At 55.8% G+C, this 21,419-nt stretch carries 20 protein-coding genes; 10 read left to right on the forward strand and 10 right to left on the reverse strand.

Annotated elements, in window-relative coordinates:
- Positions 1-209: 209 nt before the first annotated feature.
- Positions 210-1,307 (reverse strand): Fic family protein, encoded by a 1,098-nt coding sequence (locus HAT86_RS14970; protein ID WP_167199650.1) that lies wholly within the window; start codon positions 1,305-1,307, stop codon positions 210-212.
- Between the two features lie 308 nt (positions 1,308-1,615).
- On the opposite strand from HAT86_RS14970, the gene HAT86_RS14975 reads away from it, so the two are divergent.
- The 3 genes from HAT86_RS14975 to HAT86_RS14985 are packed head-to-tail and all read left to right on the forward strand — an operon-like array spanning position 1,616 to position 3,449.
- Positions 1,616-1,867: a hypothetical protein gene (locus HAT86_RS14975; protein WP_167199653.1), complete on the forward strand. Its 252-nt coding sequence runs from the start codon at positions 1,616-1,618 to the stop codon at positions 1,865-1,867.
- A 14-nt stretch (positions 1,868-1,881) separates the two neighbouring features.
- Positions 1,882-2,199, forward strand: coding sequence for a type II toxin-antitoxin system RelE/ParE family toxin (locus HAT86_RS14980; protein ID WP_167199656.1), 318 nt, complete (start codon positions 1,882-1,884; stop codon positions 2,197-2,199).
- A gap of 2 nt (positions 2,200-2,201) precedes the next feature.
- Positions 2,202-3,449: a hypothetical protein gene (locus HAT86_RS14985; RefSeq protein WP_167199659.1), complete on the forward strand. Its 1,248-nt coding sequence runs from the start codon at positions 2,202-2,204 to the stop codon at positions 3,447-3,449.
- Between the two features lie 60 nt (positions 3,450-3,509).
- Here the strand turns inward: HAT86_RS14985 and HAT86_RS14990 are convergent, their stop codons facing one another.
- From HAT86_RS14990 to HAT86_RS15020, 7 genes are all read right to left on the reverse strand, one after another.
- Positions 3,510-4,181 carry a YqiA/YcfP family alpha/beta fold hydrolase gene (locus HAT86_RS14990; protein ID WP_167199662.1) on the reverse strand — a complete coding sequence of 224 codons (672 nt, stop codon included), beginning with the start codon at positions 4,179-4,181 and terminating at the stop codon, positions 3,510-3,512.
- Positions 4,153-4,797, reverse strand: coding sequence for a hypothetical protein (locus HAT86_RS14995; protein WP_167199665.1), 645 nt, complete (start codon positions 4,795-4,797; stop codon positions 4,153-4,155). Before HAT86_RS14995 ends, HAT86_RS14990 begins: the two co-directional genes overlap by 29 nt.
- A gap of 195 nt (positions 4,798-4,992) precedes the next feature.
- Positions 4,993-5,220, reverse strand: coding sequence for a hypothetical protein (locus HAT86_RS15000; RefSeq protein ID WP_167199667.1), 228 nt, complete (start codon positions 5,218-5,220; stop codon positions 4,993-4,995).
- Between the two features lie 61 nt (positions 5,221-5,281).
- Positions 5,282-6,850 (reverse strand): ADP-ribosylglycohydrolase family protein, encoded by a 1,569-nt coding sequence (locus tag HAT86_RS15005; RefSeq protein WP_167199670.1) that lies wholly within the window; start codon positions 6,848-6,850, stop codon positions 5,282-5,284.
- A 124-nt stretch (positions 6,851-6,974) separates the two neighbouring features.
- Positions 6,975-7,673: an ADP-ribosylglycohydrolase family protein gene (locus HAT86_RS15010; protein ID WP_167199673.1), complete on the reverse strand. Its 699-nt coding sequence runs from the start codon at positions 7,671-7,673 to the stop codon at positions 6,975-6,977.
- Between the two features lie 4 nt (positions 7,674-7,677).
- Positions 7,678-8,172 (reverse strand): hypothetical protein, encoded by a 495-nt coding sequence (locus HAT86_RS15015; RefSeq protein WP_167199676.1) that lies wholly within the window; start codon positions 8,170-8,172, stop codon positions 7,678-7,680.
- A 74-nt stretch (positions 8,173-8,246) separates the two neighbouring features.
- Entirely contained in the window at positions 8,247-9,059 is an 813-nt protein-coding gene (locus tag HAT86_RS15020) for a hypothetical protein (protein ID WP_167199679.1), read from the reverse strand.
- Between the two features lie 106 nt (positions 9,060-9,165).
- Here HAT86_RS15020 and HAT86_RS15025 point away from each other — a divergent pair, with 106 nt between their 5' ends.
- Complete coding sequence (locus HAT86_RS15025) at positions 9,166-10,170, forward strand: helix-turn-helix transcriptional regulator (RefSeq protein WP_167199682.1); 1,005 nt, start codon at positions 9,166-9,168, stop codon at positions 10,168-10,170.
- A 34-nt stretch (positions 10,171-10,204) separates the two neighbouring features.
- On the opposite strand, the gene HAT86_RS15030 is transcribed toward HAT86_RS15025, so the two are convergent.
- Together HAT86_RS15030 and HAT86_RS15035 are read right to left on the reverse strand one after the other, a co-directional pair.
- Positions 10,205-11,332: a hypothetical protein gene (locus HAT86_RS15030; protein WP_167199685.1), complete on the reverse strand. Its 1,128-nt coding sequence runs from the start codon at positions 11,330-11,332 to the stop codon at positions 10,205-10,207.
- 102 nt (positions 11,333-11,434) lie between these two features.
- The gene (locus HAT86_RS15035) at positions 11,435-11,836 is read right to left on the reverse strand and encodes a hypothetical protein (RefSeq protein WP_167199688.1); all 402 of its coding nucleotides are present in this window, start codon (positions 11,834-11,836) and stop codon (positions 11,435-11,437) included.
- Between the two features lie 1,033 nt (positions 11,837-12,869).
- Between HAT86_RS15035 and HAT86_RS15040 the strand changes: the two genes are divergently transcribed.
- The 6 genes from HAT86_RS15040 (at position 12,870) to HAT86_RS15065 (ending at position 21,410) form a co-directional block, all read left to right on the forward strand.
- A complete protein-coding gene (locus tag HAT86_RS15040) occupies positions 12,870-13,718 on the forward strand; it encodes a metallophosphoesterase (protein WP_167199691.1) in 849 nt (282 codons plus the stop codon).
- Between the two features lie 14 nt (positions 13,719-13,732).
- Complete coding sequence (locus tag HAT86_RS15045) at positions 13,733-13,936, forward strand: hypothetical protein (protein WP_167199694.1); 204 nt, start codon at positions 13,733-13,735, stop codon at positions 13,934-13,936.
- 67 nt (positions 13,937-14,003) lie between these two features.
- Positions 14,004-14,915: a GIY-YIG nuclease family protein gene (locus HAT86_RS15050; protein WP_167199696.1), complete on the forward strand. Its 912-nt coding sequence runs from the start codon at positions 14,004-14,006 to the stop codon at positions 14,913-14,915.
- Between the two features lie 260 nt (positions 14,916-15,175).
- On the forward strand, positions 15,176-17,857 hold the full coding sequence (locus HAT86_RS15055; protein WP_167199700.1) for a PD-(D/E)XK nuclease family protein: 2,682 nt from the start codon (positions 15,176-15,178) through the stop codon (positions 17,855-17,857).
- Positions 17,850-21,005, forward strand: coding sequence for a UvrD-helicase domain-containing protein (locus tag HAT86_RS15060; protein WP_167199703.1), 3,156 nt, complete (start codon positions 17,850-17,852; stop codon positions 21,003-21,005). The genes HAT86_RS15055 and HAT86_RS15060 overlap by 8 nt, the downstream gene beginning before the upstream one ends.
- A 90-nt stretch (positions 21,006-21,095) precedes the next feature.
- A complete protein-coding gene (locus HAT86_RS15065; protein WP_331272564.1) occupies positions 21,096-21,410 on the forward strand; it encodes a metallophosphoesterase in 315 nt (104 codons plus the stop codon).
- Positions 21,411-21,419 lie beyond the last annotated feature (9 nt).

The following is a 21,419-nucleotide window of genomic DNA, read 5'->3' on the forward strand; positions in this document are numbered from 1 at the left end:
GCGGGATGGAGCAGTCCGGTAGCTCGTCAGGCTCATAACCTGAAGGTCGTAGGTTCAAATCCTACTCCCGCAACCAAATCTTCCAAATAAATCAAACGCTTAGTTCCCTAGTAAAACGCTGGGGAATTTCGCATGCGGTTTCTGGTCAACACCTGGTCAACATTTTTCGAGTCCCCCTGCGGCCTCTCTCATAATCGTACCCAAGTGGGTCACAGCACCAGCTCGTAGTGTGTGCTCCGCCCGCCACCTTCTCCTTTCCGAAGTAGCCCTAGGTCCAGCAGTGCGGCAATGTCGCGGGTCGCTGAATCCTGCGAGCACTTGGCGATCGCTGCCCACTTCGATGATGTCATTTTGCCCTCGAACCCGTCGAGCAGTCGGTTCAACACTTTGATTTGGCGTTCGTTCAGTGCGAACGCCCCAGCACGCTCCCAGAATTGCCCCTTGGCAACGATCGCTGCTAGGACCTCATCAGCTCCGTGTATCGCGCGGCTAAGACAATCGATAAACCACAACATCCACGACGTTACGTCGGTAGCGCCCTTCTGCGTGCGCTCCAGCTGATCGTAATAAGTTTTCCGCTCGGCTCTAATCTGCGCCGACATACTGTAAAATCGCTGCGGGCTCTCCTCTGACCGGGCAAGCGCTAGATCAGCGATGGCGCGGGCAATGCGGCCGTTGCCATCCTCGAATGGGTGAATGGTCACGAACCACAAATGCGCCAGCGCAGCCTTGATGACCGGATCAGTGGTCAGGGGCGCGTTGAACCATGTGAGGAAGGCCTTCATCTCGGCGGTAACCCTTGGTGCAGGCGGGGCCGAGTAGTGAACCCTCTCCTTACCGTAAGGCCCCGAAATCACCTGCATCGGGCCAGTACTGTCATCGCGCCATCCTCCAACGATGATCTTAGTCATGCCGCTGCGTCCGGTGGGGAACAACGCGGCATGCCATCCGAAAAGGCGCTCGTCAGTGAGTGCGGCCTGATAGTTCCGCGTTGCGTCCAGCATCACCTCAACGATCCCTTCGACGTTGCGATCGGTCGGAGGCAGGGCGCCAATATCGATACCAAGCCGCCGTGCGAGTGATGATCGCACCTGAGTCGCGTCGAGCTGTTCGCCTTCGATTTCGCTTGTTTTAACGACGTCCTGAGTTAGCGTCTGAAGGACGGCTTCCTCGCGCAGTTTGAAGCCCAGCGCTTCCATTCGCCCGATCAATCGTCCTTGGTCGTGGCGAACTGCCGCGAGAGGAGTTGAAATGCCCGCATCCTGCCAGGTTAGGTTTGGCCAGTCAGGTTGCTCCCAGATATACATCGCAAACTCCGCATAATACGCGACGATTGTGCGCTGTATTCTCCGCAGGCGCAAGGAAATACGCCGCATAAATTGCGGAGAATCGAGGGCTATTCTCCGCAGGCCGTGCCCGATTCGAGGTGTCCGCTTCCGTTAATCCCCTGAGCAGAAACGCCCAAGGCGGTTGAAAGGGCGGCGGGTGATCTGCTGTGGTGACCGCGAAAAAATTTCCTTATAACAGATCGATCAGTGGGCAGAGGCACGGTGCGCCATCTGTTGAAAACTTAGTTATGTCCGCGTAGACTACTTAGTCATACTGGAGGCAAATGATGACCCACAAAACCACCCTGAGCTTTACCGACCGCCACCATCGCTTCTTGACTGAGAAAGTCGGTGAGGGCGTATTTGCCTCACAGAGTGCGGCTGTTGCCGCAGCGCTTGAGCAGATGATCCGTGATGAAGAGGAGCGGGCTATCCTACTTGATGGCATGGCCAATGAAATTCGGGCGCGGATGCAAACCTCGCGCGATGAATATGTCGACCCTGCGCCTGTTTTTGCTGCAGCGCGTCGAGCCATCTGAGCGCCGCGCGCAAGATGAAATATCGTATCCGGTTCCACCCGGCTGCCGGCGACGACCTGAAATCGATTGCGGAAATGATCGCCAGCTACGCGGGGCCGCAAGCGGCAGAGCGTCGATTGGCTGAGATTGAGGAAGTCGTATTGAGCCTCGCGGACACGCCGCACAAGGGCAGCATCCGAGCGGAGATAGCTCCGGGCCTTCGCGCCATTCCTGCAGGCAGGAAGGCAGTTGTCGCCTTCACGGTCGATGATGCCACGCGAACGGTTTTCGTACATGTTGTCGGCTACGCTGGTTCCAACTGGGTTCAGCGAACATCATCACGAGGACAATAATTGTGGCTCGGCGTCCCGCACATAAATGGGCGTTCAAATCCGGCATGCGTGCTGGTGCTTACAGCTGGCGCTCCTCGGCAAAGGCTATCGACAGGCTAAAGTCCGCCAGCGCCGAAATCCGAGCGGTGGCCCGCTCGGAACCTGTGATCGCCGCTGAGGGCGTCATTGCGCTGGCCCAGCGCATTTGGCCCGCTTTTGAGCATATTGACACATCCTCCGGAGCGCTCGGCACAGCGGTCCGCCGGACGCTTGATGAACTTGTGCCAATCTTGATCGATGCACCTACTGAAGAGGACACTCGGGGGAAATGGCTGGAGCTTCTGCGTGAGGCGATCCTCGATGACGGTGTTGATTACCTCGCACCGATCGCGGATCGATTTGGTGAAATCGCGGCCTTCCCGGCTTTGATGAACCTGCATGCAGATCGTGATCTCGATCTCATCCAGGCCGCATGGTCCGATCACGTACGTTATGCACATGTTCCGACCGCAACTTTGACGCTGTCCTGCTTGCTTGAGGCAGGGCGCTTCGCTGAGCTTCTCGATTTGCTGGCGATCAAGAAGACCCATCTCTGGTTTGACGAAAAGTTCGGCGCTGAGGCCTTGTTGCGTCAAGGGCGTGAGGATGAAGCCTTGGCCTACGCAGAAGCGCTTCTTGCCGATGACCGCCAACCTTGGGGGCGTCGAGACATTGCCCGGTTTTGTGAACACATCCTAGTCCGCCAAGGCCGTGCGGAGCATGCCTATCGTCGATTTGGTCTGCCCACGGCCTCGGGTAATACCTATCTTGCCATCTGGCGTGATCTGGTGAAGCGCTACCCAGACCTCGACGCCCGGATGATCCTTGAGGATTTGATCGCTGCTCATGAATCAAAGGGAAAATGGTTTGCCGCCGCAAAGACGGCAAGGTTCCTTGATATCGCGCTGGATTGCGCCGCTCACCATGACGCGGCACCGGCAACCTTGATCCGCGCGGCCCGCGACCTGAAACTCAAGGAGCCCGATTTTGCCGCACAGGTTGCCTTTTGCGCGGTCCGGCATCTCGTTCAGGGCCGCGGTTATGAACCGTCGCCGTTAGACATTGATGAAGCTGTCGAGCACTTGATGGTTGCCGCGGGGCGCATTGGCGCTTCTGACTGGGCGCTGCAGGAGCTGCGCCGCATCTCAAGTTCACCCAGATCAGCGGGCCTCATGGCAGATCGGTTGGCACGTGTGCTCTCTTCGATCGACGAATCCAGAAATAAGCATTGAGAGGCCTGTCGTCTGCCCGCGTGGGCCTCAGCCTCACGGGCAAGTTGGGGGGAACCGTCCTCAAGCTGACGACCCGTGCATTCCGCTTGGCGGTCTAAAAAACATCGAGCGGATCACGGCTGCCAGCTTGTGCATGTGATCAAACCGGTGAGAGCCGCCCGGAAAGGTCACAATGGGCAAAGTATCCCCAACGATTTGCAGGGTTCCTTGCGGGTCGATGACGTTGTCGCCCATGTCGAGGGCAACGAGCCCTTGGCCATCCATTCGAAACGAGAGGGCGTTATAGGCCTCGACAGTATCTTCTCGTAGGGTGAACCGCGTCCGGTAGTGTGTTCCACCCTCGCCAATATATTTTTGGAGCGAATGTGAAGGGGTAACAGCCGGGTTTATGGCCACATACGGTAAGCCAAGTTCAGTTCCGAGCCAGGCGGCAAAGAAGCCACCCATGCTTGTGCCAACGACCAGGTAATTCCTGCGTGCGGACATGGCTTTCTGAAAGGATTCGAAAACCTTATGTGGTGGGCGCGTGTAATCGACCGTATTCCCGTCGACGATTGCGGCGGGACTCAACGCGCGCACCTTGTCTTTATTGGCGTCGAAGTGTGACGCGAACCCATGACAGTAGTAGATGCGATCGACGTTTGTGCCTTCAATGAAAGGCCGAATGCGGTCTGCGATGTCGTGGTGACTGATCTTGGCCGCATCAATAACCATAGACTTCCATCCACTCATTCATCGCGTGGCGGTGAAGGGCTTGATATTCTGCTTCAGATCGACCGGGCAGAAGACGCCTGATTTGTCTGAAAAATTCAGGTTCGTTGTCCCCGGAACGGTTCACGTTGAAAAGCTCGCCCAAGATGCGAAACGCGATTACTTGCGGATCTGATCTGCCCTGTCCACGATAGATAAATTTTTCGCCCAAAAGCATGTCGTCGATCTTTTGGTCTAGCCAAGAGGGGGTCTGCAACTGCTGTCGTGCTTGTTCTCGTCTGTGTTCGGCTTCCAATGCCTCGTGGGCTCGGATCGCCATGATTTCCCGCAGCTCAGCTTCTTCTCCCTGCCGTAATTTTTCCTTAACCCATCCATAAGTGTCATCGTTGTGAGCATCAGGGCCCACGTTGAACGGCGTGAACCCGAGTTGCGCTCGCAGCGTGTTCGTCTTTTCCACGTGCTCAGCTTTCATGGGGTTTATGCCTCGTTGGCGATCTTTGGCTTCGGAGACGCTGTCGTACACATGGTCATACTCTTCGGGGAAGAGTGCAGCATGCAATTCTCGTCCTAGATGCTGAAGGGCTTCGCCTTCGCCCTTTCGAGATGCTGATGCCTTTGGTTTTTCGTTCTTTTCCATCCCTCAATCCTTGTTTGTTGGCACGCCAGTTTTTTTGCGAAGGTTCTCGTGCTTTGTACAGTTGGCAACCGGTGATCGCCGAAATCAGGGGCATCGGTGGTTTTGCGTCAATGCGGTGATCCGGATGTGTGCAGCGGACACCTAGGCCGACACCAACGGCCCAGTGAAGATAGCGACAGCCCTTACAGTCCGCGATCAACATTTTGGTTCCTGCGTGACAGCGACCTGCCGGACTTCGAAGTGGTCGAAGCCGTTTGGCCCTTCCTGCTCGCGCGCCTTGTTAAGTGCCCGTAGGGCTTGCTGGTAAGGCATTGGGTCGGAGACGATCGCGGGCTCGTCGAAGCTGTAGGTATCAAAATAAACTAAAACCCATTTCCTTGCTTTGCGTTCCTCTTCATAGCGACGTTTGCGTCCTTTGCTCATATGTGCAGTCTCTCCATTCGTGGTTTCATATTTCTTTTCGGCGCAGCCTCTTTGTGACCGCTCACGCCCAGGGATAGGCCCTCGCCAGTTGATCGGCACCATCCGGTTCATGTGTCAGCCGTACGTAATCGCCTACGAGCCGTGTGATAACGTCAGTGCCTTCGATCACTGATGCCCAACGATGGTGAAGGGCGGCCAAAGGATCGATTAGCCCCATCATGTTACCGGCGATGGCCCCGGTCGAGTCGCTGTCGCCGCTGTGGAACACGGCGATCTGAAGCGCGTCATCGAATGTCTTTCCAGCAAGGCAGGCATAAAGCGCGATCGACAGCGCTTCCTCGGCGGTCCAGCCGCCGCCCAGGCCTTCGATCGTCTCGGGGGATCCATCTCGAGTGGCGTCCAGCGCCTTGCGGATTGCGCGCCCGGTTTCATGCCCGTTCTCCAGCCGTTCGTACTCAGTAGCCATTGCTGCCGCAGTTTCTTCCAGCTCTGCCCCATTCGCGACATCGGCCAACATCTCGGCCCAGGCTGCGGCGGCCAACTGGCCGGTGGGATGTCCATGCGTCAGTGCAGAGGTGTCGATCGCAATGGATCGTACTTGATCGCGCGGCGCCATCATGGCCACCGGCGCCACGCGCATGATTGTGCCGCAGCCCTTGCTGTCATTCTTGGCCAGTGATCCGAGGCCGCGGCCATCACCGAGGGACGATAGGCACGTCAGGCCAGGGGCGCGACGCGCCCAGAGCCGCCGATCGGTGATCAGGCCAACATTGTCCGTTTCAACACGGGGCTTGCCACCCTGCGTGCGATACCAGCGGAGAAGGGCGTGATGCACCACAGAGGGTGGATGACAGATCCCCTTCAGAGCACCGCGAACATAAGCCCGAATGAGCCCCTCGGCGGTAAACAGCGTCATCTGGGTGTCATCGGTGATCGCGCCCCGCAGGCCCTGGTGCGGGGGCAAGTCTGAAATCCCGTCTGGAAACTTGCGCCTGATTGCATCGAGCGAGAGAAATTCAATCTCGGCACCGAGGCTGTCGCCATAGGCGCCCCCGAGAAGACTCGCATGAAGCCGAAAGCCCGGTAGTCCGTCATGGTGAGCGCGACGTGTCAGCCAGCGTTCCTGCTCTTTGGTTTCGATTGCACCGGGGCGAACGGCGCGCACGTCGCCGATCGCTTGATCGCCGGACCATCCGCGTTCGATTAGCATTAAGGCAGCGATCGTACCGGCTCGGCCCAGGCCGCCGCGGCAATGAACGAGGACGCGGCCGCCGCGCTCCAATGTGGCGTGCAACTGAGCCGAAATCGCAGCCCATGTGCCCATGTCGTCGTCTGTCGGGGTGTCCAGATCCCGGATCGGAAAGTGGAACCAGTCGATGCCGCGCGCCTTCACCGCCTCACCGAGCTCGGGCACGCCCAGCATCTTGAACTCGTGGTCTTCGATCAGGGTCAAGACGGCGTTGGCTCCCCATCCATTGACCGCGTCCAGGTCGAGCTCAATGTCTCGATCCCATGCGGCGCCAAAGACACTGTCGCCCTTCTTGCCGGGACAAAACGTGATTCCCAGTCGGCCGTTTCCGAGGGCCAGGTCATCAATGCGCAGGGGGTGGGTGATGCTCGTTCTAGCCAATCGCGAATCCTTCTGGTCTCATTTCATTTTGATATTAGCTCGTGGGTACGTCAGTATCGGACGTATTCGTCTGTGCATAGGTTATGATTGGTGCCGAACCACCACCGGATTGATTACTGCAGGCCTAAATTTTTGTAGGCGCTTGTTGGTTTCTGAGCGCATCAAGCGTGCCTACGATGACGGGACAGTAGTTCCCAAATCCTGCGAACTCGAAGGCTCGTTCAAGGCTGTTTGGCTGATCGAGAAATTCTATCGCTGTGCGCATGACATTCGGAGCGTAGCCATCTTTAGAAATTTTCGCTTGTTCGATCAGGTCCCAAGCTTCGGGCTCCATTGCGGCAGTCATACTCTTGGCGTCTTCCCACGATTGCTCTTCCAGAAGGCACCAACATAAATACGCCATAACAGCTGACATATCGCCTGCAATCTCGTGCCAGTGGGTGATGCGGGCCTCTTTGCGTGCGATAGAGCCCAGGGCGTTAAATGAAACGAACCTAAATAGGGCAAGTGGCGCAATGCGGTGTACTGGGTTGCAGCCTGCCGTTTCACCGTTAAGCTCTAAGTGGACTTGGAAAGCTGCGGCGGCTCGCCACGGACCTTCGTTGATTTTTGCAAAGACGGCATCAAACACTGGCCCTGTATCGAACGCATCCGTTTTCCACCAATCCAAATAGCGAGAAGTGACATCCTGCACACTCAATCGCTTCTTGGCCTCGATGCTCTCGTACAGGATTTGCGCCATTTTCGTTGGCCCGCCATACTGGTCGCCGCTGGCTATACCTTGAAAAAGCGTGTCGCGTTTTTGTGGACCTACCCATTGCATGGTTTTAAGGAAGCTCCTCTTGGCCGAGACCGCGTAAAGCCGCGATGTTGATTTCGTAAAATTCGTCCGCATTCGCGCCTTTAGCAATGCCCCAGTTTTGCGCTGCTTCAAACATGTTATGTTTTGCCTGATCCGTCACGTGACCATTGGCTTGGGTAACAAGTGCGGTCACAATGGGGAGATTATTTGCTGCACAGTAATATGCCGCAGCGTGCAGAGCTTTCCCAACAATCCGACCGGAGTGATTGCCTTGCCAAGGCTGATCTGGAAAGTAGTGCGACCATATATCGAGGTAGCGAACGCTGCCACTGAGTGCCTTGTCGCGGATTTCAAGAATGGATTGCGTGACGTCACGGCCATCGAAGTCTCCACCGTCACGACGCTCTAACTCCAGCATAGCTTGCGCTTTTGTGAAAGGGCCGCCCTCTGTCCGGTCCAGTCTTTCGTAGTTGGCAATCAAATTGGTAATTTGTTGCCTGCTCCAATTTTGTAAATCCATGATGTTTTTCCTCGTTCGTACTGATTTAAGGCGAACTTATTTCACCTTGGAAGGGCTTTGTCTGGGAAGCCTGTTTACCCAAATGTCGAACAGGGCACGGCGGTCTCCGCCTGTTCCCCTATGAGCCCACATTTTGAGATTTCACAAAGAAGGTGGTCCATGCGTCTGACCTCGTGCGGCGTGACCTGGGAATGACCCATGTCCAGTATTAACAACCAGACATGGTGGTTAAGCTTTGCAGCCTGTTTGCTGGTCAAGTGATGATCTACTGGTAAGCCACGTCCAGGACGTAAGTGGTTCAGTGTGCGCAGTAAGTGATTGTTGGGCCGAACGGATTCCCCAAACTCCGCCAGAAAGTTCAGAATTGGAACGAGACCCCAGCCTTGGCCAAACTCTTCTTGCAAAGACTGGAGGTGCCCCTCAACCCCTTTGAAGTTTTGCAGAATAACGTCATCGAAAGGATAGGCTGCAATTGCGGCACGGCTTCGCAAGACCGATGCCGCAGATTGGATTTTGTAAAGCCGATGCAGGGAAATGCTGCTGGTTTCTCGAATGCGGCCTGCTTGCTCGCCTTCGACCTTAAAGCATTTATTGCTAATCCCAGGGGCAATGTGATGAATTTGAAAAACACTGGGATCGACGCCCCAAGACCGCCAGGCACCATTCATAATGGGGGCGAGAATTTCACGCCACTTCTGTGCGACAGGCTGACTTGCATTGGCATATAGTGGCTGCGGCCATAAATCCTTCCATACATCATCAGCAGTAGCGCGGCAGATCGGAACGAAGTCTTCGGCACGCGTTAGGGCATCGTGGTACGCCTTGGGGTTTTCGTCGCAAAGCGTAGACTCAAGATGGCGAAATTCGACATGGGCGGGATTGTTCAAGCTGGATCCTTTCTGTTGATGGGTTAAACATAGATCAAAGGGGTGACACTTATGGTCGTGGCCGCTAGGCTTTAGACTGAACTCCCAAGCTAGGATGGACCGAAAAATGGCTGCCGCTGACCGACAAAGACCAGCCAAAGACATGCTGCGATTGATCCAGCTTCTTGCTTCAGAGAAGGCGTTTGGCTTGTCATTGTCGGACATTCAGGAACGGATGGAATGGAGCCATCGGACCACGCAGCGGTATATTTCTGCTCTTCAGGACATCGAGCCCGACCTAAGTTATCACATCGATGAAGATACGAACGCCAAGCACTGGTACCTACCATCGCCGCGAACACGGATCCCGCCCGTAAACGCCGAGCAGCTTGCCAGTCTCACTGCGATTGCTGGATTTATGAAAGCTCAGGGCCATGCAAGTTATGCAGAAACCCTGGAAGGCTTGCGAGAAACTTTGCAGGCAGGTTTGGATCGCTCTTCCATGATGCGTCTGGATCCAGATCTTGAGGTGCTTGACGACAGTATCGAAATTGCTTTGCGACCAGGCCCGAAATCGTCGTTTGACCCCGGAATCCGAACCAAGCTGTTGCAAGCCATAACCACCTCCAACCAAGTTCGGTTTCAATATACGGATGTGCGCGGTCGCAAGACGTCTCAGAAAACTGTCTCACCCTACGTTTTAACGGTTGGCCCAAGAACATATCTTATCGCGCGCGATGAGGCTGTTGCGCAAACCAGAAACTATGCTTTGACGGGCGTGTCTGATTTGGAAATTTTAGCGGTTCCTGCAGTGGCGGCTGATTTTGATGTTAAGGCGTATGTTTCCCAATCCTTCGGCGCATTCCATGATGGTATCTTTGAGACGTGGGTTTTGCGGTTTCAGCCTGGCATGGATTACGAGTTGTCCAATTATCAGTTTCACCCCACACAAACGATGAAGCACCTCGATACTGGGGAAATTGAAGTCTCTTTCCGGTGTGAAAGCATCCGGGAGGTGGCCTATGAATGTGTAAGGTGGAGTGAACAGTTGACTTGGGTCGGCCCTGAGCGCCTTCAGGGCCTGGTGCAGGACATCATCTCTGATCTGACGCAGGTGAGCTCACCATCGTGAAACGCACAGATTCACGATGGTGAGGAGCACAACGTTATGCCGCATTGAGCAGGTATTCAAAATCAACCTGCGCATCCGGATCGAACAAATCACACTCGTCAAATTCGAACGCCGAAGGCGAAAGAAACTTCTCAATAAGTTGACTGAATTGTATGTGCTCCCCCACACCATACTGTTTAAAGTGCCGCTGTATCGTGTCAGCAAACTCAGGAGCTGGCTCCCGGTTTTTCCGCAGCTTTATTTCATCAATCTCCCAATGCCCCCGTTTCTTTTTTATCGCCACTATCGCATGTGCACGGCCCTTCCACTCGTAAAACTGCGTTTCCCCGCGCACCGCCTGCGGCACCAGCGTTGCCAAGCAGTTGTCGTACCGCTTTGCGGCATCCTCAAGTGCACAGCCATTTTCTAAAAACTTTACCTTTTCACAGTTTGGGACTGTTTGCTCCGGAAACGGGAGCCGAATGTAAATCTGGCGTATGGCCTCGGACACCCCGCCTCCATGGTGTATGGCTTTGTAAAGCCTCTCGTCCAGCTCGGCTTTTTCGGGCATGTCCATATCTTCCCAAGCACCCAAAAAGTCTACAAACCGCTTTATTTGTGTTTCACACTCAAACCCTTTTGCAAATTTTACACTCCGCAAGCGCGCAGGCAGTCCTGCAAGGCGTTTCACCAACTCTGCTTTCAGCGGTTTTTCTTGCAGTAGCTGCTTGCGCAGTTTTGGGTCCCCGTTACGTGCGAGCTCAAAGAGGTCGCGGTAAGTGTCATAGTGCTGTGCCACATTTCCCAGCCGCCCGAGCAGCGCTTCAAAGCTGTTAGGCACTTCACCATAGGCATCTTGCAGCAACTGCGTTGACTTTTGCTTCAGCAGGGCATGGCGCAGCGCAACAATCCCTTTTTTATCATGCCCCAAAATTTCTTGTGTTTCGTCGGCGGCAATGACTGCATTCCATACTTGGCGGCGACGCACATGTGTCAGCAGGTAAAGCATTTGCAAGTGCCCGGGAAAAACCAAGCAAACGTCATCATAAAGTTCCCCTGCTAATTTCGAGACGACTTTTTGATAGTCATCTGTAATCTGTGCCATGTGCAGTGCTTGAATGGCTTGTTGCATATGCGTCTGCTCTGACGCGGGGCTGATCAATTGCTTGGGCGTGTTTGGCATTTGTGCTCCTTAACATCTGGAATTTGGAACATAGCAGTACGGGGTGACATAACTGGACATCGGGTCGTGACTTTTCCCGGATGTATTACGTTTGGGGCGTGCTTAAGCAGCCCGAATTTCGGAAAAAACAGCTTGTGCGGCGGCCAGGCGAGCAGCTGTGAAAGAAGTATATGTTTCGGTCATTGTGCGGGCGGGGAGTTCGATGTGGAACTGTTTTGGCGTCAAGCGCACGATGGTGGCAACGAGCTGTTGATCTGCAAATCCGCGGAAGCGCTTTTTGCGCGCTGTCTTCCGGTCCCACTGGATTTTACCAATCCTTATAAGGTCCTGCTCGGGCGGAAGTATATGTTCAGCTGCACTTAGCGATTTAACCACTAGAGCGGCTTTTTCCTGTAATGGATGGGCAGCTTGTTGTGCGATGTGCTGAGCATTTTCCAGCATGGCTTCGCGTTGGCGGGCGTCAAAGGCGGTAGGGGTATTTATCAATTTTTCGAAGTGAAGCATCAGTTTCCTTTCTCGATTGTTTCTGTGCGGTCGGCTCGATGCTGTACGTAAAACAGCGTCACTTACTTAAAGGTAAAAAAACGCTGCTACACAAAAGGGTGTAGCAGCGCAGTTGACGCAACTAACAACAGCAACAAAGATGCAGGCACAGCGAATGCTATGCGATGTTGAGGGATATATAGGGGTTACGACGCGTCGCACTAAAAGACGCGTTGTGTGTGTCGTTTTCGGATTGACTGTATAAGCTGTTTGTTGCAGCGATGTCAACTACTTTTTTGATTCGTTTTTTGTGACTGCCCGCAAAGACCGTTTAACGATGATGCAAATGAGCTGGCGATCAATCGAGTAGCCAAATTATCAAGTCGAAAAACAAGGGAAGTCCCCAGCCCATAACCCAAATAGATGCTACTATAATGGCGACACTTGATGTCAGGCTCCAGAAGATCTGCAATGTGAACGGAACCCAGCTATTACAACTGGGGCATTTAGTTGCAAAAAAAGATTTGTCTGTGTCAAAGCAGAATGGACACAAAGCCATTTTTAGTCTCCCTGTTTGCCCAATAGTTCCACAAAATCAGTGCTGCCCTCAGGTGTTGGTAGAAATGCTTCGACCAATGCCCAGCAGGTCCATGCGGGGATCGGAACCACAAGTACGATACTCAACAAAGCCAGCCACCAGCAGCGCTGAAAGGTTTGAATACAGCCTTTGAAGAACAAAAATATCGCGATGATTATCAGCGTTATTGTAAGGAGCGATAGCATCAATTCCAATTTGGAGTCCCCCTGTTGTTTAGCGTGCCGGTACTGCCCAGGAAGACGGCTGATTGTGCTAAAATCTTTATTGCCAGCAAAATGGTTGTCTAGCCCTTGCTAATATTTCCTGTGCTTGATCCCTGTGATCTTTGGACAACTTAATGAGCAAGGGTGCCAAAAGTGGACGTGTCAGCCTTTGAGGTGTTGGTGGACGGGGTGTCCACTATTGTCACGTCTGTGTTTTATATTTTGTCTCAGACATGTGGTTGAGGACCCTGATATGACGCAAATTCAGCATCAGCTTTCGGACTGGTTCTTGCTACCGGTGAATGCGGGTTCCAGCCAGACATTCGTTATTGGCGATATTCATGGCCAAGCGGATGTTTTGGGGAGTGTGCTCCAGCAAGTGGCAAAAACGCCCAGAATTTGCCAGGAGCGGAAGTTAATATTCCTCGGTGATATTATCGACCGTGGGCCGAAGAGTATTAGGTCGGTCGAGCTGGTCATGGATGCGCGCACCACCGCCGCAGTCGACTCGGTTGTTTTTTTACCTGGCAACCATGAACTCATGTTAGTCGATGGCATCGATAGTCCGATGGAGTATTTGCCTGACTGGTTGGACAATGGTGGTGAACGGGTGGTCGAAGAGGCGTTCCCGGGACATTCTGCGCGCCTGTTGGAAGATCTTGCTAAAATGGCGGAAGACGCGATTGGGCAAAGTTTTCTACGCGCAATTGATGCGAGCCCGTCATACCATCAGCAAGGTGATGTCGTGTTTGTTCATGGCGGTTTAGATCCGTCTCAGTCCGCAGATGCCTTCCTGTCAAAACCAAAATTTGGAGATTGGTGTGGAGAGCATTGGGCTTGGATACGCGAGCCCTTCCTTGATTGGACTGATGGCTGGCGGTCTCCGACAGGAAGGCCATGCATAGTTGTGCACGGCCACACTCCAGTCACTGACACCCCAATCCAACTATCTGAATTTACGCGGCGGGCGGATAAGTTAGGCAGCCATAAACGCTTATGCTTGGACGCAGGTGCGGCGGCGGTCCCTCAGGTAGCTTGGGCTGAAATGTTCGAGCGCAGCTACCGCGTGAACTTAACCTATGACGCAGCAATCAAACGATAAAAGGAGAATACCTGATGTCGAACTACCCTTCTAAATATTCGATATGTGCAACATGCGCGAACTGGGCAGGTGCACGCCAAGCAGTTGGTATTCGCGGTCACTACAAGATCTCCAAGGCCATGGAGCAGGAAGGATATTGTTACGAACAGGCTTTGCCAAAACCTGCCACTGCGACGTGCCGCCACTTTCAATTATGGGGTGTTTTGGTGCGCGAATAAGAAAAGTTGCGTATGAATAAAGTGTAAGATCGTGGCCTAAATAGACAATCAAGCAAGGGAATGAACTATGCGTGTACCCGCCAAAGACCTCCAAGAGTTGGATTTTAAGAAGACCCATGTGATCCAGTTAGACGAGCAGGCTCATCCTGCCTTCGAGCGTCTGCAAGGAATAAGTGCTCCCAAAGCAGCAAGTGTATATGTTTGGCTTGCCGAGCATGGCGACCAAAAGGACGCAGAGGTCTTGTATGTAGGAAAAGCAGGCAAAGGCGTGGAGCGTCGTATTGGGCAGCATCAAAATGGCTTCGTGAACAGCAAAACAGGACAAAAGAACGCAAAGTTTTTAAGTGAGGTTTTGTCGGTGAATGGGGTCAGCGTTTCTGTTTGGGCGCGTGTGGCTAATACGCAAAGTCTGTTCGGGCAAGAGGTTTCGCTTTATTCAGCAGAGGAGGAAGCTTTATGCGCAAAACTGCAGCCAACGCTCAACCGGGCGGTCTTTCCAGAGGTGGCGGCAAAGCCCAGTGACAATGCGGAAGAACCTAATAGCATTACCGAGCTGATGAGCATGCGCTTCAAAGATTATGATGAGGGCACGCTAGACGATTTGCACGCTCAGCTGCACGCTTATGGCCCAGAACAGCTGCAGGTTCTGCAAGATATTCTAGTATTTTTAGAGGAACACTATTTGGACCCTAAGGATTCCGCCAAGCTGGTCGGTGGCTATAGAAATCAGGTTAGGGGGTGTGATGGGATTACAGCGTTGGCTTACGGTCGCTTGGTGAACCGAAATTTCGCGCCAAGAGGTTGGTCCGCTCGGGTTTTTCTGGCCGATCAGCCTAGGTTGGCGTTACCCAAAGTCAGGCTTCGTTCTGGGGTGGCTGAAGAGGTGGATTTGGTCAAAGATAGCTTCGCGCCGAAAGACCTCTACGATTTCTTCCGAAATCCGTCCAAATATTTGCACAGTGGGGACGCGAACACTTGAGAGGTGATGGATATGTGTTTTCCTGCCTATCAATGAAACAGTTAAGAAAGCATCAACATGGTCAGTATCGGACGTATCCGCTTCAAGGCGGAGTTGTAACTTAGCTTTATCCTAGAAACATTACGTGTGTGCAGGGTATTAGGGTCTACGTATCGTTTCGATTCACTGATCAGTCTGGGGCCTTGGCTTGATCGTACCGTTCCACTCTGGTTGGCTATGAGCAAACATGGGTCAATGCCGATAGCGGCGGGGAGGTAAGAATGAATGGTCTTGAGCCACTAGTGACGGTTCATGCTGGAATGGGCGCGTTTCGGACCATCACGTCCGACCTTCTCGCTGAAGCCTATCTCGCGCCACGCCCGCAGGCCGTTGACCTGAACGCAGTTCTGGCAGACGAGGCGTTCCCTTGGTCAGCCAGCATGAGCGTTGCACCACTTGAAACAGCTGCTGCTGTTTCAGCTGCCTTGCGAAGCCTCGCGGTGGCGACCCAGGGCCTGAGCCCGGATGAGGTCGACCTCGGGCCGCTCGAACGCGAAAGCCGCCTTTACAAACACCTCGCAGCGCTGTGTGATCTCTGGCGTAATGCCCCAGGGGCGCTGCCTGAAGATCTGCAGGTTTACGCCCATGTGCTTGCCTGCGCATCTGGCGACGCGCTTGAACCGCTTCCGTTGGTGAGCGCTGATGCATGTGGCTTCGCGACACCCATCGAGCGCCGCCTGCATGCGCATTTGCTGGATCATCACGGGAGCGCCGACGCAGCGTTCCAGAATGAATGGGCCGCGCTCCGCGCGCCTCTGATGACTGGCGCGGCTGAAGGCACGAGCTTGTGGCGCGTGCAGCAGGGTTTGACAGGCGCGTCTATCCAATCCGCGCCACTGGATGACAGCTTGGCGTTCTTCGCGCTGCGTGATGAGGCAGAGGAGGCTGATTTCGCGGCGGCACGGGCCCAGCGCTTGGTCGATCAAGGCGCCTCACCTCACGAGATCGGTCTGCTGGTGCCCGACGAGGTCGGGTATTTTGCACAGCTTAGGCGCGCCTTCGATGCTGCGGGGCTTCCGCTCTCGGGTTTGCCCATACAGCCCGAGCGCCGCGATATCGCAGGTGAAACACTCCTTCAGCTGCTCTTGTGTTTTCAGTCCCCGGCACCGGCCATGGCGCTTGCCAGTCTCTATATTTCGCCTTTGATGCCATGGTCGTCCGAGACGGGGCTGCAGCTCTCTCGCGAGGTCATGCAGGGCCGGTTCGAGCCATTTTCTGCCAAGTCACTGACCGGGCGCGCGCAGCGGTTCTACAAACTGGTGCGGAGCAATATTGCGCAGACACCAGACGGAATCCTGCAAGCCCTCGAGCAGGCTGCCCAGCTCTTGAGTGAAGCGGCTGATCAGCGCGAGGCTGTTGCTGCATTTCGCGTGAAGATGGGAATGATGCGGGCTGCGCTGTCTCAGAGCCGCTCGCTGGATTGGAGCGCCCTCTACCGAGTTGCGACACCCGCCATGCCCAAGCCTTCCCCCTCGGAGGCTTTTGTCGAGGGCGTGAGCGTGTTCACGGAAGGTTCGATGCCGTGGCGCCCGGCGCGACACCTTATTGCCATGGGCATGAGCGGCAATCGCTGGCCGCGTGCGGTTTCCGCGTCGCCGCTCTTTCTCGATGGCGAACTTAGGCTACTGCGCGAAAAAACCGGGCTCCATGTCGAAACGCGCGGCGATGCTCTGGCGCGGCGCCTCGAGAAGCTCCGCCGCCAGTTCCTATGCGCCTCGGAATCCTTGACCCTCTTGCGCCCCGTCTTCGCGCCGAATGGCAGCCGTCAGGCTCCGGCGGCTGCCCTGTCGCTGGTGGCGCGCACCGTGGGGAATGATGAAAAGGGCAGCGAGGATGCTGAGGCGTTGATCCACGATCTGCGTGCTGTCCCGCGCGAGCGCTGGCCATTTGCGCATCGGGTTGTCGAGACGGCCACAGATGCGCAGCCCAGCGCCGTGCCGAAAGATGGCATCTTGCGCTTGGATCGCGATCTGCTCCGCCGCCGCCTTGCCGATGATGGGCGGATGCGCCCCCAGTCGCCTAGTCGACTTGAAACGCTTATGGTCAGTCCTCTGGCCTGGAGCTTGTCCGAGTTCGGGGCGGAACCTGTGACATGGGCGCCGGATGGGCTTAACGTCATGGTTGCAGGAACCATCGCGCATGACGTGCTGGAGTTTCTGTTTCCCAAGGATGCGCCGTTGCCAGATCACAACCAGATCGATGCTGAGGTGCCGGAGTTACTCTCCTCGGCCATCCGTAAATATGCGCCATATCTGCAGCGCTCGATCTGGGCCGTCGAACGTGATGGCTTGCTTCGTGATATCCGTACGGCCGCACATGCCTGGCGGAACACAGTCGAAGGCCTTGGCGCGCGTGTGATCGACAATGAAATCGGTCTGCAGGGTGAGGCACTGGGTATCTTGCTGCGCGGACGCGCTGATTGCCTTCTCCAACTCGAAGACGGCAGCCTCCTGGTCGTGGATCACAAGAAAAGTGGTACGCCCAAACGCCGCGCACGCCTTGAAGCGGGCTGGGATCTGCAGCTTGGCCTCTACCGCGAAATGCTCAAACGGCCTGAAAAGACGGGCGAGGTGCTCGAGGCGGCTTTGGCAGGCACCCCCGAGATTGGAGTCGCTTACCACCTGATCAACGACCAAGGCGTTTTGCTTGAAGGCCTTAAGCCAGCCGACGGCATCGTCACCGTCGTAGAGGGTGAGATTTCTGCGCAAGCCATGGACTTGTTGACCAAGCGACTTTCTGATGTGCGCGAAGGTTTGATTCGCCTCAATACGGAAGAAGATCGCCAAAAATTCGAGAAGGAAGCGAGTCTTGTGCCGTATGCATTGGATGCTTCGCCGCTTGTTTCGCGCTTCATGACGCCCAAGGCGGAGAATGCTGATACCACGGAGGGTCACAATGACTGAAATGCTGACGATTGTTCCCGCAGGGGCTGGTTCGGGCAAAACCTTCCGGATTAAATCGGACCTCACCAAATGGGTTAAGGACAACCTCGTCGCCCCAAATCGCATTTTGGCGGTGACATTCACTGAAGCTGCCGCCGCAGAGTTGCGCGGCCGTATTCGGTCGAGCCTTTTGGCCGAAGGTATGGTCGAGGAGGCATTAGCCGTCGAGCAGTCCTACGTTTCGACTATTCACGGGCTTGGATTGCGGATTCTTTCGGAACACGCTTTTGCCGCAGGAGCCTCACCGCAGCCACGTGCGTTGGCTGATGCAGAGCGCGACCTCCTAATTCGGCAAGCTATGGCGCACGCACAGTCTCTTGAGGCTGTCAAAGCTGACCTGCCGCGCTTTGGGTACCGGTCGAGTTTTGTCTCGAATGAGAGCCAGGAAGATAGTTTCCGCGGCAGAATCCTGACCACGATTGATCTTCTGAGGTGGCTCGGCGACAATGGAGAGGATCCGCAACTTGCGGATGGGGCGGTCGCCCGCCTGCGCGGGCTCTACGGTCGGGTCGAGCCAGACGGGGCGCCCTTGGAAGCGCGATTGCTGACGGCGATCGACGCCCTGCTTACGGCATTCCCTAACGATCTTACCGCCCATGCTACGTCGGACGCAGCGCGCACAGCGTTCGGAAAAGACTACCGCAACATGAAGCGCGCTCAGCGACCTGGCGAGTTGCGCCGGGATTGGCGGCTTTGGAAAGCCTTGAGTGGGTTGCGTCAATCGGTTCAAGGGGCGCCCACACCGGATGGCTATGATGTCTTGTCTGACGAAGTGATCGCGGCGGCCGCGGATATCGTGGTCCACCCCGGTCCTTTGGAGGATGCCTGCGCGCATCTTACGGCGCTGATCCATGGCGCCCAGGAAGTGATGTCGAAATATGCTGATATGAAGCGCGAAGCGGGTGTCATCGACTATGCCGACATGATCTGCGATGCCGAGCGCCTTCTGCGGACGCGCCCGGAAATCCTCGACGCGCTTTTGTCCGAAGTAGATTGCGTCATCATCGACGAGTTCCAGGACACGAACCCGGTCCAGTTCGCGCTGCTGTGGCGCATCGCGCAATCCGCCAAGCGCGTGCTGATCGTGGGCGACACCAAACAGTCGATCATGGGCTTCCAAGGGGCAGACCCGCGCTTGAGCGAGGCGCTCGAGCGGCAGAACCCGGACGCAGCCTCGCCCCTCACGGGCAACTGGCGTTCCGATCCTCGGCTGATGCAGATGGTGAATGCGATTTCGGCGGGGCTGTTCGGTGAGGCTTATGTTCCCCTGGAGCCGCAGCGTCCGGAAACTGGAGAGACCTTCGCAGAAATCCTGCGCATTCCAGAAGGGCGTCGATCAAAGAAATCTCGCCCGGAGGAGCATGTGGCCGCACGCATTGCCGATATCCTAGATGAGGCTGGGCCAGTAGTGGAGCGGGAGAGTAATCCCAAGGCGCCGACATTCCGGCCGGTCGAGCCGCGGGACATTGCCATTCTCGCGCCGACCCATTCGATGGCCGCACGCTATGCAACGGCGCTCAAGCGCCAAGGTGTCCCGGTTCGGATAAGTGAAACAGGATGGCTGGACTCGCCCGCCGTTATGGCGGCGCGCAACGCGCTGGCCTTCGCGGTCGATCCTACAGATCGCCATGCGGCACTCGCGATCCTGACACTTGGCCCATCCTCCATGCCTCTTCAGCAGGCGATGAGCCTGCTTGCCGATGGTGAATTGGAAGCTTGTGCCGAACTGGCCGACCTGCGGGCCTTGGCTGAGACTGCCCCCGCCATACCGCTGGAAACCCTGCTTCCGCGGGTGCTTAGCGCTGCGGGTATCCTCGACTGGGCTGCGCGAATGCCGGAGGCCGCGCAAGCCCATGCAGATCTCATGCGGCTCTCCGCGGAGGTCACCGAATTTGTCTCGGCCCATCGTGACTTCAAGGCAGCAGCTGGCTTCCATGGCGCGAGTGCGCAGGTTTTTCTGGGCTGGCTTGAAGCGCGTCGCCAGGAACGTGACTTCGACCGCCACCCTGACCCCGGCCAAAGCGCCGGGCAGGGGGTTGAGATCGTCACCTGGCATGCCTCGAAAGGGCGAGAATGGCCGATCACCGCGGTTGTTGGTCTCGATAATAAGATTGGTGAAAAGCCCGGCACCTTGCGCGCAGAATTCACAGATTTCAGCGATCTCAGCGCCATCCTGGAACGGGCGCTCCTGATCTGGACACCCGACCTGCCAATCAAGGAAAAGAAAGACGCCTTCATTGCCGATCGCCGAGCGGCGTCTGAGGCAGATGCGCGCCGTCTGCTTTATGTGGCACTGACACGTGGGCGCGATCGTTTGATCCTTGAGTGGCCAGATTTTGCGCTTAAAAAGCTTGGCGAGAGCGGCGGGCCTGCGAACCACGCCGAAATGTTGGTGTTGGAGGCGGGCGTGGAGCTGGAGGGCGGCAGCCTTAAAATCGGCGGTTCCAGTTTCCCCGCGCGCACTTTGAATTGCAGCGCTGAGGCTCCAGGCACGCTGGAAGCGTCCGGCGTGCAAGAGGCGTCGGAAAGACTGGCCTTTGGTGAGCTGCGGTCGATGCTCGAGACGCAGCAGACGGCATGGCGCGTCCGACCTTCTTCAATCGTGCAGGAACCGCTGCCTGAAGTTCAGACACGTATCGTTCAGCTGGAAGTACCGCCGCAGGCTGTCTCTCTTGTGGCAACCGCCAGCGAACGTGGTACTGTCCTTCACAGGGCAATGCGCGTTCTCTTGATGCGCCCGGATCTGCGTCCGCGTCTGTCAGCGGCCACGGGCTTTGACGAGGCGACGCTGGACGTGTTGCAGGCACAGGCGCGCGCCCTCAAAGAATGGCTGACCGCCGAAGGCTATACGCAGATCGAGTGTGAAGTGCCGATCCAGAGGCGTGAAGCATCAGGTGCTGAATTCAACGGGGTCGTTGACCTACTGGCGACGGGCGAAGGGAAGTGTTTGATCTTGGACCACAAAAGCGGTGTGGGAAGCTTTGCAGGCTACTTTGCGCAGCTAGATGCTTATCGAGAGGTTCTCGCGGAGCAGGCCGAGGGAATCAAACCTTACGTGGCAATCCACTGGATCGACAGGGCTGAGTTGGAAGTCCTAGTTCGCGAATAACCAAAATGAATGGCGAAAAGCTGCGACGCCAGGCGTGTTGTCGCAACACCCGCGCAGCCGTTCGCTTATGAAACCGAGGAGAGCAAGTGCGTGAGCATTACTGACATTATTCCCGATATCCATGGCCAGGCAGAGAAGCTGCGCCTTGCGCTGCAGAATCTGGGCTGGCGGCGGAACGGAACGACATGGCTGCATCCCGAGCCCGACCGTCAGATCGTGTTCCTGGGGGACTTCATCGATCGCGGCCCTGAAAATGGTGCGGTCATTAAGATTGTGCGCGAACTGATGGATGCTGGGCGCGCCCAGGCCATCATGGGCAATCATGAGCTCAACGCGCTTCACTTTCCACCTAATGGATCGAAGCCACCGGCTTCCAGCCGGTCCGCTTCAGCGAATCTGTTGTGATCTTCCTCC

Origin of the sequence: Roseovarius gahaiensis (genome assembly GCF_011601345.1) — a bacterium.
GTDB classification, from domain to species: Bacteria; Pseudomonadota; Alphaproteobacteria; order Rhodobacterales; family Rhodobacteraceae; genus Roseovarius; species Roseovarius gahaiensis.